The following is a 17,469-nucleotide window of genomic DNA, read 5'->3' on the forward strand; positions in this document are numbered from 1 at the left end:
ACAGCAGAAGCTTTTAGTGCGCCTGGACTAAGACGTACGCGATGTCAGCCAGATGGTGAAGGCAATGATGACGCCGAGGCCTGCAACCCAGACGAAGAGGCCTTCGGAAACCGGACCCAGCGCACCGAGGTCGGCGCCACCCGGCGAACCGTTGGCTTCGATCTTCTTCAAGAAGGTGATGATGTCGCGCTTGCCCTCAGGAGAAATGTTGGCGTCGTTGAAGACGGGCATGTTCTGCGGACCGGTTGCCATGGCTTCATAGATGTGTTGGCCCGAGACACCAGCCAATGCCGGAGCGAACTTCCCGCGGGTCAATGCACCGCCGGCAGCTGCTGCGTTATGGCACATAGCGCAGTTCACTCGGAAGAGTTCGCCACCCTTGGCGGCATCTCCGTTTTCGTCAAGCAGTGCTGCATCGGGAATGGCCGGGCCGGCGCCGAGAGAAGCGACGTAAGCCGCCAGCTGCTGCGTCTGCTGGTCATTGAACTGCCTCGGCTTTTCTTGTGCCTGGGGTCCGTTCATCTGCATGGGCATACGGCCGGTGCCAACCTGGAAGTCAACCGCAGCCGCACCCACACCGACCAGCGAGGGGCCGTCCTTGGATCCGCTGGCGCCCATGCCGTGGCAGGTGGCGCAGTTGGCGGCAAACAGCTTGCCACCTTCCTGGGCGTCGCTTGCGCTGAAGGCAGTGGTGTCTGCCTTCGCCTGGTTGACCGTTGTGGCAACGGCGTAAAGCCCACCAGTGACGAGGAGTCCCATCAGCAGCAGCGCAATGGCTGCCAGTGGATGACGTCGCTTCTGCGAGAGTGCCTTCACGTGGTGGTTCCTTTATTCGATCCTGCGTCGGCTCCGTGAGCCGCTTTTTGAAAATTCATCCTCTTGCGGAACAAGAGTCAGTGCTTGGCTACTTCAGGACGTAGATGACCAGGAAGAGCCCGATCCACACAACATCCACGAAGTGCCAGTAGTACGAGGTGACGATTGCCGAGGTCGCTTCAAAGTGCCCGAACTTCTTGGCCGCGTAAGCGCGACCGATGATGAACAGGAAGGCGATGAGGCCGCCGATGACGTGGAGACCATGGAAGCCGGTGGTGATGTAGAACGAGGAACCGTAGGCGTTGGCCGAAAGGGTGACGTGCTCCGAAACGAGCATGGCGTATTCGGTGGTCTGCCCGGCAACGAAGAAGGAGCCCATGATAAACGTCAGGATGAACCACTCGGTCATGCCCCAGCGGGTGAACTGCAGCAAACCGCCTCGACGGCGTGGCTCAAGTCGCTCGGCAGCGAAGACGCCCATCTGGCAAGTAAAGGAACTGGCCACAAGGACGATCGTGTTGACAAGCGCAAACGGGAAGTTGAGCTTGCCGGTTTCTTCAGCCCACAACGCACCTGACGTCGATCGCAGCGTGAAGTACATGGCAAAGAGACCGGCGAAGAACATCAACTCACTGGAAAGCCACACAACGGTTCCTACGGAAACCAGATTGGGGCGATTCAGCGTCGGGTGCGCCGGGGTACTGGGGGCATGGGTCGCAGATGTCACAAAGACATTATGTCTGTAAAAGTCCGGACTTCCCAATGCGAACCGCCTTTTGGGGGGACTTTTTCTACAAACACGCGAATTCGCGCGGAAAAGTTCCCTGAGTGGTTCGCATTGGTCATGGAGCCGGGTGGATCGCTAGCATCAAGTGGTGACTTCACAGGCATCTGCACAGCAGGCAAGCAACTCGTGGCCCGGACTCATCTCCGCCCTGATCAAGGGGCATGACCTCACGGTCGAGAACACCGCATGGGCCATGAACACGATCATGTCCGGGGAAGCCGCTCCTTCCCAGATTGCCGGCTTCCTGGTTGCGTTGCGCGCAAAGGGGGAGACTGTGGAGGAAGTCACGGGACTGGTGGATGCGATGCTCTCCAACGCCAATCCCGTGAGTATCCCGGGCGAAAAGCTGGACATCGTGGGCACCGGTGGCGATCAACTCAACACCGTCAACATCTCCACGATGGCTGCACTCGTGGCCGCGGGCGCAGGCGCGCGCGTCGTGAAGCATGGAAACAGGGCGGCGTCGTCGTCGTCAGGCTCCGCGGACGTCCTGGAAGCCCTTGGCGTGAGGCTCGACTTGCCGATCGAGCGCGTTGCCCGCAACGCCGAAGAGGCTGGAATCACTTTTTGTTTCGCCCAGGTATTCCACCCGTCATTCCGGCATACAGGAGTTGTCCGGTCAGAACTCGGCATCCCCACGGCCTTCAACTTCCTGGGACCGATGACCAACCCGGCCCATGTCCAGGCTTCAGCCGTTGGGGTGGCCAATGCCACCATGGCGCCGCTGATCGCAGGGGTCCTGGCACGCCGGGGGAGTCGCGGACTGGTATTCCGCGGAGGAGACGGCCTCGACGAACTGACCACCACGGGTCCATCCACGGTATGGGAAATCAGGAGCGGGGAAGTCACAGAACTGCTGTTCTCGCCGGCCGACCTGGGGATCGCCTTGGCAACCGTCGCGGATCTCCGAGGCGGCAACGCCGAGGCGAACGCCGCCGTCGTGCGCGAAGTACTGGGCGGGAAGCCGGGCCCGGTCCGAGATGCCGTGTTACTCAACGCCGCTGCCGGCTTGGTTGCCTTCGACACTTCTGCCGACGGACCGTTCCTGGACCGCATGAAATCGGCCTGGCTGCGGGCCACCGAGTCCATTGACTCCGGAGCAGCTGCCCGGGTGCTGGACACTTGGGTCGGACTCACTCAAAACTGAGCCGGCCAGGCGCCAGGGGTATTGGCGTTTACTGCTCGAAGCCCAAGGAAAAAGCGGCGTCCAAATCGTGCTGGGAGTATGCACGGAATGCGATGTGCGTGGTGGTGTGAACCACTGCAGGAACCTTGGAGAGCTTGTCCGCGATGACGTCCGCCAGCTCCTCATGCTTGGCGACACGTGCCACGGCAATAAGGTCCCATTCTCCTGTGACGGAGTAGACCTCGCTGATGCCCTGGATGGCGGAAATCTCCTCGGCCGTCTCCGGGATACGTGAAGCGTCGGTCTTGATCAGGACAAAAGCGGTGATCACTGGGGGCGGCCTTTCCGAAGTGCAGCAGTGGACGATGCAAGCCTAGTGCATGGGTTGGCGCTCAGGGCTGACTTCTCCGTCGACGAACCCGGGTCACGAGGGCGATCACTGCACGGTAGCCAAGCAGCAGGATCGCCAAGCTGATCAAAGCAACGATGATGAAGGCAAGTACTACGGTCTGGCCAGTAACCGCACGCAACAGCATGCCGCCGGCCACGGTTCCGATCCATACAGCGACGCCGGACGACCAGATCGCGAAGGGTGCCCGCCAAGTCCTCGTGAAGAGCCACGCTATTGCGGCACCCGCAAGAAACGGCCAGGCCGTCGAGAAGACCCCCGTCAAGACATCGGCTCGCTGGTGTGCGTCCCGGCCAATGGCCGCGAAAACCAGGATGAAAACGGCATCAAAGAGTGCGGCGATGAAGGCAGTCCGGACCGGGGTGGCTTTTGCAGCAGGCATGGAAACGACCCTATCCCGCACGGATGCCGAACTCTAACCGATTGGTTCGAGTCCTGGAACGAACGCCAGCGAACAACGCCTTGAACCAAAGCCCTGTTGCGCGGAAGATGTGGCTACCAAACCTGGAGAGAAGCCAGTCCCTGGAGGTAAACAATGAGGTTGATCCAAGTTGCCCAGAGGGCCGTTGACCTCGACCGGGCAGCTGCTTTCTACTCTCGACTCCTGGGCAGCGAGCCGACAGGAAGGTTCGATCCACCTGGGCTCGTGTTCTTCGATTTGAACGGGGTTCGGCTCCTTCTGGATAAGGGTGCTCCGACGTCGCTTATTTATCTTGATGTGGCCAATGTCAGGTCCTCGATTGAAGAGATCCGCGCCTCAGGAGCCAAGGTCATTCAGGAACCACGGCTCATCTACAGCCACGTTGACGGGAGCCTTGGACCTGCCGGAACCGACGAATGGATGGCGTTCATCGAGGACAGCGAAGGCAACACGGTGGGACTCGTTGGCCGCGAGCCAACCGGAAACTAGGGGGCGGGTCAACCGCGGTCTGTTGCGATTTTGGCCGCGAACCCGACGAGCACGACGCCGGCGATGCGGTCCGTGACTTTGCCCACCACAGGTGATTGGAGCCATCTGCGGGCAAAGTGGGTTGCTGCGATGATGCCCGCGAACCACAAGATGCCTTCAATGCTGTGGACGGTCGGCAGAAGTATGCCCATCAGCAACGGCGACGCGTCCGGCGGCAAAAACTGCGGGATCATCGCCATGTAGAACACTCCTACTTTGGGATTCAGCAGACTGCACGTGATGCCGGTGAGCCATGACGAACGTCTGCTTGCCGGCCGGGGTTGCGCCATGGATTCGGCCGTGGCCGGGGCAAGGTCCGGAGCTGAGGCGAGAGGCACTCGCCCGAAACTCTTGATCAGCATGGACAAGCCCAGCCACGCCATATAGGCGGCACCAGCCAACTTGAGGACCAGAAATGCGGCTTCCGAAGCAGCGAGCAAAGCAGACGCCCCGACGGCGGCAGCAACACCCCACACCATCGTGCCTGTGCAGATCCCTCCGGCTGCGGCGAACGCCGGAACCCGGCCCCGGCTGATGGCAGTGCGCAGCACGAGGACCGTATCCATTCCTGGAATGATCGTGAGCAGCGCGGCAACGAAGGCGAAGGAAGCCAAAGCGGCAGGGATGGTCATGCTCTATGGTAGCCAGCCGCAAGCCCTTGCTCAGCGGTCGGGCAGGTACGGGCCCGGCAACCCTCCAGAGCGCCTACGACTGCGCCTGGGAGCGGCGTCCGGCGCGGGCCAAATCCCTGTAGATGCTTCAGGCCGGCGCTGTTAGCATGACGAAAAGGCAGCTGAATCCGCTGCCACAACAACTGAGGAGCCATGTAATGACCACGAACCTCAATCCTTACATCAGCTTTCGGGACAGTGCCAAGGAGGCCATGGCCTTCTACAAGTCGGTCTTCGGCGGAGAGCTGACCCAGAGCACTTTCGCGGAATTCCACGCCAGCGAAGACCCGGCCGAAAGCGACAAAATCATGCACTCGGCGCTTAAGACCGACAACGGACTGCTATTGATGGCTGCAGACACTCCCAACAGCATGGAGTACAACCCGGGCAACAACATTTCGGTGTCCCTCAGCGGAGACGATGAAGCCGAGCTTCGCGGCTATTGGGATGGACTGGCCGACGGCGGGACGGTTACCGTACCGATGGAGAAGGCGCCGTGGGGCGATATTTTCGGAATGCTGACCGATAAATTCGGAATTGCGTGGCTGGTCAACGTCACCGGGGAGCAGCCCCAGTGAAGGGAACCTCAAGGTAGTAACCGCTTTTGCACGGCGCCGCCGTCCCAACCCCCGGCGGCAAAAACAGGTCCAGCATCTGGTCGCTTTGCCACCAGAGGCTGGACCTGTGCCCGGTGGGTGATGCGCCGCAGGACCCATGGTGCCAGGTACTCCCTCGCCAAAACGATGTCGTCTGTTCTGGTTGACATTGAGGGAGATCGCAAGGTGGCCAGTTCGGCCGCTGGTGCTCGCAGTGGCGTTGTGCTCCGGCTATCCCGCGGGGTTGGTTGCCTGACACGTCTGGTCTTGGGCGGTTTGGGCAACCACATCGTTCGGCTTGGGCGCCGGAAGCGTCGGTTTACTCCCTGTGGCGAAGTCTTGCCCCGCGTAAAGCTGGACTCCCTGGACACTGGGAACCTGCTGCACGCTCGCCGCTGGCAACCCGAACATGGCGGCAACGTCCGCGGCGACATCGGCAAACCCGGCACCGTAGTAGACCATGGTTTGCGGCCTCGCATCGCCCTGAATCCGAGCCACCTTCGTGAAGCCACCGGAGGAGAGCAGCGCTGCGATTTCCTGGCTCCTGCCGCTCACGCCTGTTCCATTGGCGATAGTGATCGGCTGTAGCGCCTTGTTGTAGGCCGCTTTCGGAGTTTCGGTGGTCGGAGCAGGGGAGGGAGCAGCACTAGCGGCAGGCTGACTAAGATCAGCGCTTTGTTTCAAGGCCGCAAAAAAGTTGCCGGCAGCAGGTTGATCGAGGTCGAGCCTGTTTGGATCTGACGCCGCTGGGACGTTCGGTAACGTGATGAAGTTGACCTTTGCCGGGTCTATATTCTTCAGTCTGTCGGCGATGGTCAGCAAAGCAGGAACGGAAGAAAGGCCGTCGTCGACGGTCAGGTTTTTGGTGACTGTGTCCGCGATGCCCAGCATCTTCTGCGGGTTGCCGAGTGTTCCGTCGGCTTTGAGTTTGCGGGTCAGCGAGCCAAGAAACGCCTGTTGGGCCTTGATTCGGCCGAGGTCGCCGCCATCGGCAAATGCGTGGCGAGTGCGTAGGAAGGCGAGGGCCTGATCCCCTTGGACCTGCGAGGTGCCTTTGGGCAGATGAAGTCCAGAGTCCGGGTCGTTCACGGCCGAGCTCACGCAGACGTCCACCCCACCGACCGCATTGGAGAGTTCTTTGACGGCGTTGAAGTCGGCCATCATGAAGTGGTCCATCTCCAGGCCCGTCAGCTTGTTCACGGTATCCACGGCGCAGCCAATGCCGGCTTCGGCCATCGCACTGTTGATCATGGCGTTCTGGCGTTCTGCGTAATGCTGTCCAGTCTTGCTGTCAGTGCAGGCAGGGACGTCGACCAGCAGGTCCCGAGGAAGGCTGATGACGTTGACGTGATTGTTGTCTGCAGAAATATCCAGCAACATCATCACATCGGATTGCCCATAGCCGGATGACTGGTCCGTCGTCCCGAATTGTCCGTTTTTGCCGGTTCTGGTGTCGGTACCGAGAATGAGGATCTGCAAGCGGTCCTTCCGGTCATCTGCCGGGCCTTCCGATCTGTGGCCACCGGCACCCAGGGCCGACGTCGAAATGTTGGATTGAAGCCTCCACACCCAATATCCGCCGAAGGCGACGACGGCGAGCAGCAGGACGGCCACCACGGCGCTCGTGATCTTAAACCAGCGCGGCGCCCGACGATAGCTGAAACGCCGGCTGCGGGTAGCCAATTTGCCCTGCCCCGGATAGGCGACAGGTGCGGACTGACCCGATTCCGGGTTGGGTGCATCGTGGCGAGTTACCAAAAGGGGGACTACCTCTCCGGGGGAATGACGGACGGCCCCCATTGTAGCTGGGACGTCTGGGAAGGTTCCGTGCGCCCCGCTACGCGCAGCACAAATCACTAGCGGCGTTTGCCGGGTTGTGCGCTTTTTGGCCCTTACGCCTGGCCCAGACTCCTTCCACGTGCTCAGGTGCAGCCTGCCAAACGTCAAAGCCGGCCTCTCAGGAGGTGCGGGGGATCGCAGAAGGGGTAAGGAGAGAACTACTTTACATAATGTAGATTATCGGCGTTGTTGAGCATCTCAGCAGCATCTCGGCGACGCCGCAGAACCAAACCCTCAAAACATCCACATTTCCCCCCTTCTGCCATTGTCAACGGCATGTTCGTCGCCAACAATGAAGCATGCCGGTCTACGTGAGGTCTCTGGAAACTGCCGTACCGCCCACAGTGCTTGTACAGCCACAAGCACGCGACGTCTTTGCATCCCAACCCGGCCTGACGCGACTCGGATCCCGACTCGTGCGAACGTGCTTCGATTCAGCTGCCATCGACACCCGGTTCACTGCCGTTGCTGAACTAAGTCTTGATAACCAGGCCGAGAACCCGTCATTCTTCGACCCTGACTCGGGCCGGGTTCTGAGCCCCAGCACCAAGGTCCGCAACGAGATTTTTGCTGTCGAGGCTACCAAGCTGTTCATAGAGGCCGCCAAAGCCGCCGTCGGGAAATGTCCTGATATTGATTTACTTGACATAACTCATGTCATCACTGTCTCCTGTACCGGATTCTTCAACCCCGGGCCCGACTATAAGGTGGTCCGGGCCCTGGGTCTCAGCCCGGCCGTGCAGCGTTACCACCTCGGCTTCATGGGTTGCTACGCCGCGTTTCCGGCCCTCCGGGCGGCCCGGCAATTCTGTCAGGCCGATCCCTCTGCCGTCGTTCTGGTTATCTGCGTGGAGCTGTGCTCTCTCCACGTCCGGACCTCGAATGACCCGGACACCATCATGGGATCGGCGATCTTTGCCGACGGTGCGGCCGCCGCCGTCGTGACTTCCCGTGAACCTGAGGGGCCGGACCCGGTGATTCGGCTGGACCATTTCGAGACTGTCCTGACGCCGGTGGGCGAAGAAGCCATGGCCTGGAACATTGGCGACGAAGGTTTCGAAATGGTTCTCGGAACGTACGTGCCGCACATCATCGAGGAGCACATCACCGGGGCGCTCGAACCGCTGCTTGCTCGCGATCCCTCCTTGGCCGGACTCCCCTATCGGGACATCACGCATTGGGCCATCCATCCCGGCGGCCGCAGTATTCTCGACAAGGTCGAGTCGAAGCTCGAGCTCACCGAGGAACAGATGATTCCGGCACGCGAAGTCCTTCGCAACTACGGCAACATGAGCAGCGCCACCGTGCTCTTCGTCTTGAAACACATCCTGGGACAAACTCCGGCACAGCGGGAGGAGCGTATCTGTTCCATGGCATTCGGGCCCGGCCTAACTGTGGAAACGGGGCTGTTCACCCGGGTTTCCCCAGCATTGTGATGCCTGCCCTCCCCCGCCCAGGCGGTTTTCTCGGCGAACGTGATGTGACCGCTATTGAGGACATGGACCGCCCCGATTGCGAGCTCGACCGGCTCAACCGCAGTTACGCGCGGTTTCCGCTCGTCAACGCCGTGGTGTCTGGCTGGCGGGATACGTACAAGTCCCTGATCAGACCATTACTCACGACGGCGGCGCCCACCACGGTCCTCGACATCGGCTGCGGCGGTGGCGACGTCGCCCGAAGCCTCGCGCGCCGGGCCGCTGCGGAGGGATACCAGCTCAAGGTCACCGGAATCGATCCGGACGAGCGTGCCTTCCATTTCGCGAACTCCGCGCCGCCAGTCGAGGGCGTGACATATCGGAAGGCCTTCAGCTCGGAGCTTGTGTCAGAGGGGCTCGAATTCGACGTCGTTATCTCCAACCACGTCCTGCACCACTTGACGCCCCCCGAATTCGCCTCGTTCCTTCGCGACTCTGAACAGCTGTGCCGCCGCATTGCCCTCCACAACGACCTCAGGCGCAGCCGCCTCGCCTACTCGCTCTTCTGGGCCGGCGCCTGGCCACTCGGGCTCGGCTCCTATATCCACGGCGATGGACTCACGTCCATCAGGCGCAGTTACACAATGGCGGAACTGCGTGCCGCCACTCCCCCTACTTGGACGGTGGAAGGCAACGGCCTGTGGCACAACCTCCTGGTTTTCCGACCCGGTGAAGCTCCACATGTTTGACGTGGTTGTGGTTGGAGCTGGGCCGGTCGGGCTGTACATGGCCGCTCTCCTGTTGCAACACGGGCACCGCGTTGCCATTCTGGAGCGACGGGCGACGTCGAGCCGCCAAACCCGGGCCGTTGGAATCCATCCGCCGGCGTTGGCGGCACTCGACACTGTGGGTGCCGCTCATTCCCTGGTCGATTCAGGCGTCCGGATCACCCACGGGGCCGCGTACAGCGGCGGCCGCAAAGTTGCCGACATGGACTTTGCCCGGCCTTCTGCTGAATACCCCTTTATCCTTTCCGTTCCGCAATATCTCACCACCCAAGCCCTCGAGTCCAAGGTTATCGAACTCGATCCAAGCGCCCTTCTCCGCGGCGTGCACATCGAGGAAGTGGTCGACGACGGCGGGTACTTACGTTTGCGCGGACAGGAGGGCGGGTCGGCGGTGGAGTTCCTGGGCCGCTTCGTGGTGGCGGCCGACGGCGTCCATTCCGCCGTCCGTGGGGGCCTCGGTTTGGAGCCGCGCTTGCGTACTTACCCCGACTACTACGTCATGGGCGATTTCCAGGATGAGTCGATGTTCGGCAACAAGGCAGTCCTCTTCCTTGAGCCGGGAGGAATCGTCGAGTCTTTTCCACTGCCCGGCGGTATCCGAAGGTGGGTAGTCCGGCTTGGCGCCCCTTGCCAAGAGCCAACTCCCCGTGCGCTCGCTGCCCTGATCCGAAAGCGGACCGGAACGGCGGTGGACTCAACGAGCAATACGATGGTCAGTGCTTTCGGCGTGACCTCACGGCAAGTCTCCCGGATGGTTCATGGACGGGTTGCCTTGCTCGGCGACGCCGCACACGAAATCAGCCCGATCGGCGGTCAAGGGATGAACTTGGGCTGGCTGGATGCTGTTGCCCTGGCACCGATTATCAGCGAAGCGTTGCGAACGTCGGGAAGAATGCCTGCCAGCAAGGAACTCGCGGCATTCGAGCGCAGCCGTCAGCGTGCAGCGAAGAAGGCCATATGGCAGGCCAGTGTGAACATGGCCCTGGGCCGCCCGTTGCCTCCGAAAGTCCTGAGCGCACGGAACGCCTTGATTGGCCGGGCGATAACCTTGCCGATGTTCTCGGAGTTCGTGGCCCGCCGATTCACGATGCACTAGGCGCCGTTTCGGTGCTTCCTGCGAGGCCGGCAGCACCGTGACCGGTGCGTGATTGCGTTTTAGACTGCAACCATGACCGCCAGGGACGAAAAGTGAGTGTTCGACGACGGTGGGCAGCCGCCGTCGTACTCATCGGCCTGTTGGGCATCACGGTAGCTTCTACGGCGGGATGTTCGGCTACGCCTGAACCGAGGGCGACGACGCCGGCCAGCGCACTCACCGTCCAACTGAACCAGTTCCGGGATAACTACAGCACGCACATCATCGAGATCCAATTCAGCAACCTCGGCCCGGACACCATCACTGTGGTAGGCGCCGCCCTGCGCACGGCGGGCTTTGATGGAACGATCGGATGGACTTCGGGCGCCGATGGCACAGCCATTCCGCCGGGCCAGACCAAGAGCCTGCCCGTGCAGCTTCCGTCTGCGACCTGTCCCCCAGGCTCCTCGGAATCCACGGTTGACTATGTGCTGGCGGGCTCGGACCACGTGTACAGCGAAACCGTGACGGACCCCTTCGGCGTGCTGGCTCGGAACAACAGCGAACTATGCCTGGAACGCGGCGCCTCGGAAATAGCGAGCCTGGAGCTCCTGCCGGCGTTGGACCCAGGACCCGGGAAAGGCTCGGCAACAATGACCATCACGGTCAAACCCCATGGCGGAACAGGGTCCATGACCATTGAATCAATCGGCGAAACCACCCTCCTTGCAGCAGACCCGGGTAGCCCGTGGCCCCATAGTGTCGTGATTCATGGCACCGACAAGGACTCGACCCTGAGCCTGCGCATCCGCCCCGCGCGTTGCGACCCGCACGCCGTCGCGGAGGACAAAGTGGGCACGCTCATGCCACTCCAGGTGACGGTCAATGGAGTTGCCGGGACTATCAAGGTTGCTGCCGGTAATGCGCTGCGTGGAAGCATCTACGATTTCGTCACAAAGAGCTGCGGGGACGGTTGAGGTGCCATCCCACTAAGCTCAATCCATGGACTTTGAGACTCGGCCCCTGTCGGCCGGCCCGGACACGACGTTCACGGCCTCCCGGATCCGAGCCGCGGTTCAGGATCTACTCGGGCTCGAGGGGCTTCCACCCATCGTCCAGGTCGGCCACCCCGTGCTCCGGCAACTCGCCGCACCTTATGATGGCCAGCTCGAGGACACCGAGTTGGCGCAACTGATCGAGCGGATGCGGGATGTCATGCACGGCGCCCCCGGCGTTGGCCTCGCAGCACCCCAGCTCGGCATCCCCTTGCAGTTGGCCGTGCTTGAGGACCATTTCGATGTTGACCCCATCGCTTCAGAAATCCGCGAGAGGACACCGCTGGGCTTCTTCGCGATCCTGAATCCCAGGTACGAGCCCGAAGGGACTTCCACCGCGTCGTACTATGAAGGCTGCCTGTCGATGCGTGGATTCCAGGCCGTGGTGACAAGGCACCGGGATGTCCGCCTGCACTACCAACGTCCTGATGGAGGTGCAGCCTCGGAAGGATTCTCAGGATGGCAGGCACGGATAGTCCAACACGAGACCGACCATCTGCACGGCGGACTCTATTTGGACAGGGCCGAGCTACGGTCTCTTGCCGACGATCAGCAATACGGCGCCCACTGGGCGTACCCCGGAATCGACGAGGCACGCCGCGGGCTGGGCTTCCTTAACTCCTGACCGGGCCGGATTCGCGCGACGGGTTTGCCGCGGAAGGCAGGTATTTCGCCCACCAGGCGAGGATCTGTTCGAACCGCTGACGGCGGTGATGCGGCGTACCGGAGCGCGAAAGTTCGTGGTCCTCACCCGGGAAGAGAAGCAACGCAGTCTCCACGCCCTGTGCCTTCAAGGCGGCGAAGTAGCGCTGTCCCTGCTCAACAGGGCAACGGAGATCGTTTTCGCTGTGGATCACGAGCGTGGGCGTCCGGACCTCAGTCACGACGGCCATGGGGCTTTGGGCCGCCATCTGGTCCGGGGATCCGCCCGTATATTGGCCACCGAAGAACCACCCGATATCTGAAGAGCCGGCAAAACTGACGGGGTCAAGGAAACCTCGCTCCACAATGGCCGCCTTGAAACGGTGTTCATGTCCGATAACCCAGGCCGTCAGATATCCACCATAAGACCCGCCCATGATGCCGGTCGATTCCCTGTCCATCGCCGGGAAGGCCTGCAGGGCGCCATCCAGGAACGCAAGCACATCCGCCATGTCCACGGTGCCCATTTTCTCCTTGATGGCGCCACCATGTGCCTGACCATATCCGGCAGAACCACGGGGATTGCACATCAGGACGGCGTATCCGGCCTCTGCATACACCTGGGCCTCATCGAAGAAGGCAGCCGTGTATTGAGCGAACGGGCCACCGTGGATGGTCAGCAGCACCGGATGGGGACCTTGGCCCTCCGGCAGGACCGCCCAGCCATGGACCGGGTAGCCATCATTGCCAGTGGCGGTGAATTCCTGCGGACTAAGGATCTTTGCTTCCGCCCGGAGCGCCCCGGAGAAGTCAGTAAGCAAGCGCAGCTCGCCCTGCTCCAGGACGCCGAGCTCGCCGTTGCTGGAAGCGTCGCTGACACTGACGGCCACCACGTCACGTACCGCGGAAGCACCCCCTGCAACCCGCGGCCCTTTGAGGAGGACCGCGCTCCCGCCGTCGGCCGCCCATTTGATCAGCTCCACACTCCCACGGTTTGTGTTGAGACCAAGCACGCCATCCGCCCCAAAAGGTTCGAGGGGGCCGGAAATGTCCTGGCCTTCGACATCGCTCAGCATTGCGGCCTTGCCCCCGCGAGCTGGAATCACATATAGGGCCGTGTTCCTGGCAACGAAGTCCAAACCGTCTTCGCCGAGGTCCTGCGCCGTAAAGAACAGCCATTCGCCGTCGATGGATTCGCGGACCTCGTGTACTGCTTGCGGCGCGGTATCCGGCCGCACAGCTTCTGGCTCGCCACCCGCGGCCGGGACGCGATAAATCCCAGAGGCGATATCGGCGTCGTGCCCTTGATGGAGCGATGCGACAAAGTAGACGCTCCCGCCGCTGCGGCTGAAAGACGGTGACGTGTGATCGGCGTCCCCGAACGTCAACTGCACCGCTGCCGGCAGCAAGCTCGGCGCCTCAGTTCCGCGTCCCTTCGCAGCCCGCCCCACGGGAGCCACTGGCGGTTCCGCTCCGGGCTCCGGGACGTCGACGACGAACAGTTGGGCGGGTTTGTCGGCGGTGTAGCCGAGCCCGTTGAGTCGGTACTGGTTGTCCGTGATCAGCCGGGGGTCCTCGCCGCCCGCTCCGACGCCTTCAACCGTTCCATAACGGCCTTCTTCGGGAACCCGCGAGGAGAACACAATCCTGCTCGAATCGGGCGCCCAGGAAAACTCCGAGACTCCCAATTTCCGTTCCGTAATCGCTTGCGGCTCCCCGCCGTCGGCTTCCACTATGTGCAGCTGCGACTTGCCGTCCAGCGTCGCCCGGAGGAATGCCAGCACCTTGCCGTCGGGGGAAAAGGCGGGTGCGGTGTCCCGGAAGCCTCGGGTGATTCGTCGAGGCGGGAATGCACGGTCAAAGGCAACGCTCCAGAGTTGCCCTACGTACGCATCGGCGTCAAAATCGGGCCGGGTGACGGACACGACGGCGCGGGTGCCATCCGGGTGGGCGGCAGGGGAAGAGACGGACTTCAGCAGCGGGAGTTGTTCGGCTTTCACGCTGGTGAGCCTAGCGGCCGTCCCGGCACGACGATACGTGCCACTCCGGCCGCCGTAGGATTATCCCTATGCTTTCCGACGCCGTCCCTTCCCTGCGCTGCCCGGTCTGCCAGGGTTCTTTCGGCCTCAGCGGTGCGGCGCCCTTTTCGCTGAATTGCGTCGCCGGCCACAGTTTCGATGCCGCCAAACAGGGCTACTTCAACCTGCTCACCGGCAAGGGTACGGTCTTCGAGGCGGACACGGCAGAGATGGTCTCAGCCCGCAACGACTTCCTGGGCGGCGGACACTACGCTCCCTTGGCTGATGCCATCGCGGAACTGGCATCCCCGGTCCTGTCGGCGCCGGGATCCCTCGTTCTGGATTCCGGCACGGGCACCGGCCACTATCTACACACGGTGCTGGACCGAACTCCCGCGGCCGCTATTGGCATCGATATCTCGAAGTTCGCCCTCCGCCGGGCAGCACGGATGAATCCCGACGCCATCAATCTGGTGTGGGACATCTGGCGTCCACTGCCGCTCGCCGACGATAGCGTCGACGCCCTCATCGTGGTCTTTGCGCCGCGGAATCCCCCGGAGTTTGCCCGCGTGTTGCGTCCTGGCGGCCGGGTGATCGTGGTGACTCCCCGGAGCGGACACCTCGCGGAAATTGCGGAACGCACCGGAATGCTAAGCATAGAACCGGGCAAAGACGAGCGCTTGGCAGAGTCAATGCAGGAATTCTTCACTCCCGCAGATTCCGTCCAACTCGACGTGGAGCTGACACTCAACGGGCGCGATATCGCTGACGTCGCCTTCATGGGCCCGGCAGGCCACCATCTGCAGCGTTCGGCTTTGTTGGCGTCGATCGCAAGAGAATCGTCAGTCGGAGCCACCGCGAAGTTCAACCTCAGCGTTTTCACTGCGCCTGAGCGACCCTCCTAACGCGAAGCTTCGCACCGGGCTAGGATGGAAAAACAGCGACTGGATCTTGCCGACGCTGCAGCCCGGATCAGGCCGGCTGCCTCCGCAAGTCCGGGAACAGGGGGAATGATGTTTGAATGGCTTGGCAGCAACTGGTGGGCTCTCTGGCTCACGGTTTTCCTCGCGTTTGCCGTAGTGGAGATGCTGACGCTCAACTTCTTCTTCATCATGCTCGGCGGCGGCGCATTGGCTGCACTGGTCGCAGACTTTGCCGGAGCTGATCTATGGCTTCAGATCGTCGTCCTTTGCGTCGTGTCCTTGCTGATGATCGCCTTCGTCCGCCCTATCGCCCTGAAGCATCTGCACAAGGGTCCTGCCGAACAACGGACCAACGTGGACCGCCTGATCGGCCAATCGGCGCTCGTGATGGAGCCAGTCAGTGCGACGGCAGGATTGGTGAAGATCGGCGGCGACGTGTGGACCGCGCGCAGCGCCGCGGGAATCATCGACGCCGGCCAGACAGTCCAGGTCACCAGGATTGACGGCGCGACGGCGGTAGTCGCCTCAACGGCGGAAAACAGCCCGCGCTGAGCGGCGCCCCGGAGCGCGCGTCCCGCAAACTTGGCCAGAAAATGATCGGCACATTGCCGCACACAAGACCACATCAAATACGGAACTGGGGAATGAAGGAGATGTATGGATAGCTTGGGAGGAACTGCAGCCGCGATCGTGCTGCTAGTTCTCGTCATATTTGTGATCATCGTGTTGGTCCGCTCGATCAGGATCATCCCGCAAGCGCGCGCTGGCGTCGTCGAACGCCTGGGCAAGTACCAGCGCACGCTCAACCCCGGGCTCACCATCCTGATCCCCTTCGTCGACCGCCTGCTGCCACTGTTGGATCTTCGCGAACAAGTGGTCTCCTTCCCGCCGCAACCAGTGATTACCGAAGACAACCTGGTAGTCTCCATCGACACGGTGGTCTACTTCCAGGTGACGGATCCCCGGGCCGCGACCTATGAGATCGCCAACTACATCCAGGCTGTTGAGCAGCTGACCACTACGACGCTCCGTAACGTGGTGGGCGGCCTGAATCTCGAAGAGGCGCTCACCTCGCGCGACCAGATCAATGGCCAGCTTCGCGGGGTCTTGGACGAAGCGACGGGACGGTGGGGAATCCGCGTTTCACGCGTGGAACTCAAGGCAATCGACCCGCCCCACTCCATCCAGGACTCGATGGAAAAGCAGATGCGGGCCGAGCGCGACCGGCGTGCCGCAATTCTGACGGCCGAAGGTACCAAACAGTCGCAGATCCTCACGGCCGAAGGCCAGCGGCAGGCTGCAATTCTTGCCGCCGAGGGCGACGCAAAGGCGGCTATCCTGCGCGCCGACGGTGAAGCCCAAGCCATCCAGAAGGTCTTCGATGCCATCCATAAGGGCAATCCGGACCAAAAGCTGCTGGCCTACCAGTACCTTCAGATCCTGCCGAAAATCGCGGAAGGATCATCCAACAAACTGTGGATCATCCCCAGCGAGGTCGGCGAGGCCCTTAAAGGCATCGGCAGTGCACTGGGAGGCACAAACGGAGGCGCCGGAGTTGCAGACCTGTTCAGCGACTCCGGGAAGCCCGCAGCCGAGGTTTCCGCACCGGCGGCCACCACGGTAGTGAGTTCCGGACACCCCGAATCGACTCACCCGGCACAGGATCCGCCAGCGTAGCCGAAGGCAGCTTTGCAACCCAGTTCGAGACGAGGGACCATCTCATGTGGCCGGTCCCTCGTGGCGTCTGGGCTGCAACGGAATTCCGTCAGGCGGGCTTTTGTCAGGGAAGGCTCCCCCGCTTTGTCCGGCCTGCACCGATCCGCGTATAATGGTGTATTTGTCCGGCCGGTTCAGTCCGAACGGAACATTAACGCTTGGTCAGGCGTTTCATCTAGTGATGCAACGTGTGCATACAGTAGCCCGGGCGGCGTCGATTCGGCGTCCGGCTAGCGCGGAGCCTGGTTCCGTGAACAGACAGAGGGAGTAATCATGAGCGATCGCAGCCTGCGGGGCATGCGTCTTGGCGCCCAGAGCATGGAAACCGAGTCCGGCGTTGAGCCGGCACCGCGCCAGAGGGTTGAATACCGTTGCGCGGACGGGGAGCAGGTCTTCGTGACCTTCTCGTCCGAAGCGGAGATTCCCCCTGTTTGGGTTTCCAAGACGGGCAAGGAAGCGCTCCTGGTTGATGGCGAACGCCCCGTTGACACCAACGAGAAGGCCGTCCGTACCCACTGGGACATGCTGCTGGAACGCCGCAGCCTTCCCGAACTCGAGCAGATCCTTGAAGACCGGCTGAACATCCTGCGCGAACGCCGTGGGGAACGCCGCTCGGCATAAGGCACAGCCAAAGGCATAGTCCT

Annotated in this window: 19 protein-coding genes; 12 read left to right on the top strand and 7 right to left on the bottom strand. The window is 61.9% G+C overall.

Going from position 1 to position 17,469, the window contains the following annotated elements; all coding sequences use genetic code 11:
• Window positions 1-27 precede the first annotated feature (27 nt).
• Window positions 28-816, bottom strand: coding sequence for a cytochrome bc1 complex diheme cytochrome c subunit (gene qcrC / locus OOZ51_RS02795; protein ID WP_265977374.1), 789 nt, complete (start codon window positions 814-816; stop codon window positions 28-30).
• 88 nt (window positions 817-904) lie between these two features.
• A complete protein-coding gene (gene ctaE / locus OOZ51_RS02800) occupies window positions 905-1,543 on the bottom strand; it encodes an aa3-type cytochrome oxidase subunit III (protein ID WP_265977375.1) in 639 nt (212 codons plus the stop codon).
• A 148-nt stretch (window positions 1,544-1,691) separates the two neighbouring features.
• Between ctaE and trpD the strand changes: the two genes are divergently transcribed.
• The gene (gene trpD / locus OOZ51_RS02805; protein WP_265977376.1) at window positions 1,692-2,750 is read left to right on the top strand and encodes an anthranilate phosphoribosyltransferase; all 1,059 of its coding nucleotides are present in this window, start codon (window positions 1,692-1,694) and stop codon (window positions 2,748-2,750) included.
• Window positions 2,751-2,778: 28 nt separating this feature from the next.
• Here trpD and OOZ51_RS02810 read toward each other — a convergent pair whose 3' ends face one another.
• Window positions 2,779-3,060: an Lrp/AsnC family transcriptional regulator gene (locus OOZ51_RS02810; RefSeq protein ID WP_078108932.1), complete on the bottom strand. Its 282-nt coding sequence runs from the start codon at window positions 3,058-3,060 to the stop codon at window positions 2,779-2,781.
• A 61-nt stretch (window positions 3,061-3,121) separates the two neighbouring features.
• The gene (locus tag OOZ51_RS02815; protein WP_265977377.1) at window positions 3,122-3,520 is read right to left on the bottom strand and encodes a DUF3054 domain-containing protein; all 399 of its coding nucleotides are present in this window, start codon (window positions 3,518-3,520) and stop codon (window positions 3,122-3,124) included.
• Between the two features lie 153 nt (window positions 3,521-3,673).
• On the opposite strand from OOZ51_RS02815, the gene OOZ51_RS02820 reads away from it, so the two are divergent.
• On the top strand, window positions 3,674-4,048 hold the full coding sequence (locus OOZ51_RS02820) for a VOC family protein (RefSeq protein ID WP_265977378.1): 375 nt from the start codon (window positions 3,674-3,676) through the stop codon (window positions 4,046-4,048).
• An 8-nt stretch (window positions 4,049-4,056) separates the two neighbouring features.
• Here OOZ51_RS02820 and OOZ51_RS02825 read toward each other — a convergent pair whose 3' ends face one another.
• Window positions 4,057-4,719, bottom strand: coding sequence for a LysE family translocator (locus tag OOZ51_RS02825; protein ID WP_265977379.1), 663 nt, complete (start codon window positions 4,717-4,719; stop codon window positions 4,057-4,059).
• A gap of 197 nt (window positions 4,720-4,916) precedes the next feature.
• On the opposite strand from OOZ51_RS02825, the gene OOZ51_RS02830 reads away from it, so the two are divergent.
• The gene (locus tag OOZ51_RS02830; protein ID WP_265977380.1) at window positions 4,917-5,336 is read left to right on the top strand and encodes a VOC family protein; all 420 of its coding nucleotides are present in this window, start codon (window positions 4,917-4,919) and stop codon (window positions 5,334-5,336) included.
• Between the two features lie 249 nt (window positions 5,337-5,585).
• Here the strand turns inward: OOZ51_RS02830 and OOZ51_RS02835 are convergent, their stop codons facing one another.
• Complete coding sequence (locus OOZ51_RS02835; RefSeq protein ID WP_265977381.1) at window positions 5,586-7,154, bottom strand: LCP family protein; 1,569 nt, start codon at window positions 7,152-7,154, stop codon at window positions 5,586-5,588.
• Window positions 7,155-7,492: 338 nt separating this feature from the next.
• On the opposite strand from OOZ51_RS02835, the gene OOZ51_RS02840 reads away from it, so the two are divergent.
• From OOZ51_RS02840 to OOZ51_RS02860, 5 genes are all read left to right on the top strand, one after another.
• A complete protein-coding gene (locus OOZ51_RS02840) occupies window positions 7,493-8,629 on the top strand; it encodes a type III polyketide synthase (protein WP_265977382.1) in 1,137 nt (378 codons plus the stop codon).
• A complete protein-coding gene (locus OOZ51_RS02845) occupies window positions 8,629-9,357 on the top strand; it encodes a class I SAM-dependent methyltransferase (RefSeq protein ID WP_265977383.1) in 729 nt (242 codons plus the stop codon). Before OOZ51_RS02840 ends, OOZ51_RS02845 begins: the two co-directional genes overlap by 1 nt.
• On the top strand, window positions 9,350-10,492 hold the full coding sequence (locus tag OOZ51_RS02850; protein ID WP_265977384.1) for an FAD-dependent oxidoreductase: 1,143 nt from the start codon (window positions 9,350-9,352) through the stop codon (window positions 10,490-10,492). Before OOZ51_RS02845 ends, OOZ51_RS02850 begins: the two co-directional genes overlap by 8 nt.
• Window positions 10,493-10,584: 92 nt before the next feature.
• Window positions 10,585-11,448 carry a hypothetical protein gene (locus OOZ51_RS02855; protein ID WP_265977385.1) on the top strand — a complete coding sequence of 288 codons (864 nt, stop codon included), beginning with the start codon at window positions 10,585-10,587 and terminating at the stop codon, window positions 11,446-11,448.
• Window positions 11,449-11,473: 25 nt separating this feature from the next.
• Entirely contained in the window at window positions 11,474-12,151 is a 678-nt protein-coding gene (locus tag OOZ51_RS02860; protein WP_265977386.1) for a peptide deformylase, read from the top strand.
• Here the strand turns inward: OOZ51_RS02860 and OOZ51_RS02865 are convergent.
• Window positions 12,141-14,168 (bottom strand): S9 family peptidase, encoded by a 2,028-nt coding sequence (locus OOZ51_RS02865; RefSeq protein WP_265977387.1) that lies wholly within the window; start codon window positions 14,166-14,168, stop codon window positions 12,141-12,143. The genes OOZ51_RS02860 and OOZ51_RS02865 overlap by 11 nt on opposite strands.
• A 68-nt stretch (window positions 14,169-14,236) precedes the next feature.
• Between OOZ51_RS02865 and OOZ51_RS02870 the strand changes: the two genes are divergently transcribed.
• From OOZ51_RS02870 to OOZ51_RS02885, 4 genes are all read left to right on the top strand, one after another.
• Window positions 14,237-15,091 carry a methyltransferase domain-containing protein gene (locus OOZ51_RS02870; RefSeq protein WP_265977388.1) on the top strand — a complete coding sequence of 285 codons (855 nt, stop codon included), beginning with the start codon at window positions 14,237-14,239 and terminating at the stop codon, window positions 15,089-15,091.
• Window positions 15,092-15,199: 108 nt separating this feature from the next.
• A complete protein-coding gene (locus OOZ51_RS02875) occupies window positions 15,200-15,661 on the top strand; it encodes an NfeD family protein (RefSeq protein ID WP_265977641.1) in 462 nt (153 codons plus the stop codon).
• Window positions 15,662-15,766: 105 nt separating this feature from the next.
• Window positions 15,767-16,786: an SPFH domain-containing protein gene (locus OOZ51_RS02880; RefSeq protein WP_265977389.1), complete on the top strand. Its 1,020-nt coding sequence runs from the start codon at window positions 15,767-15,769 to the stop codon at window positions 16,784-16,786.
• Window positions 16,787-17,098: 312 nt separating this feature from the next.
• Complete coding sequence (locus OOZ51_RS02885) at window positions 17,099-17,446, top strand: RNA polymerase-binding protein RbpA (protein WP_059389983.1); 348 nt, start codon at window positions 17,099-17,101, stop codon at window positions 17,444-17,446.
• The last annotated feature ends 23 nt before the right edge of the window (window positions 17,447-17,469 follow it).

Origin of the sequence: Arthrobacter rhizophilus (assembly GCF_026241105.1) — a bacterium.
Lineage (GTDB): Bacteria > Actinomycetota > Actinomycetes > Actinomycetales > Micrococcaceae > Arthrobacter.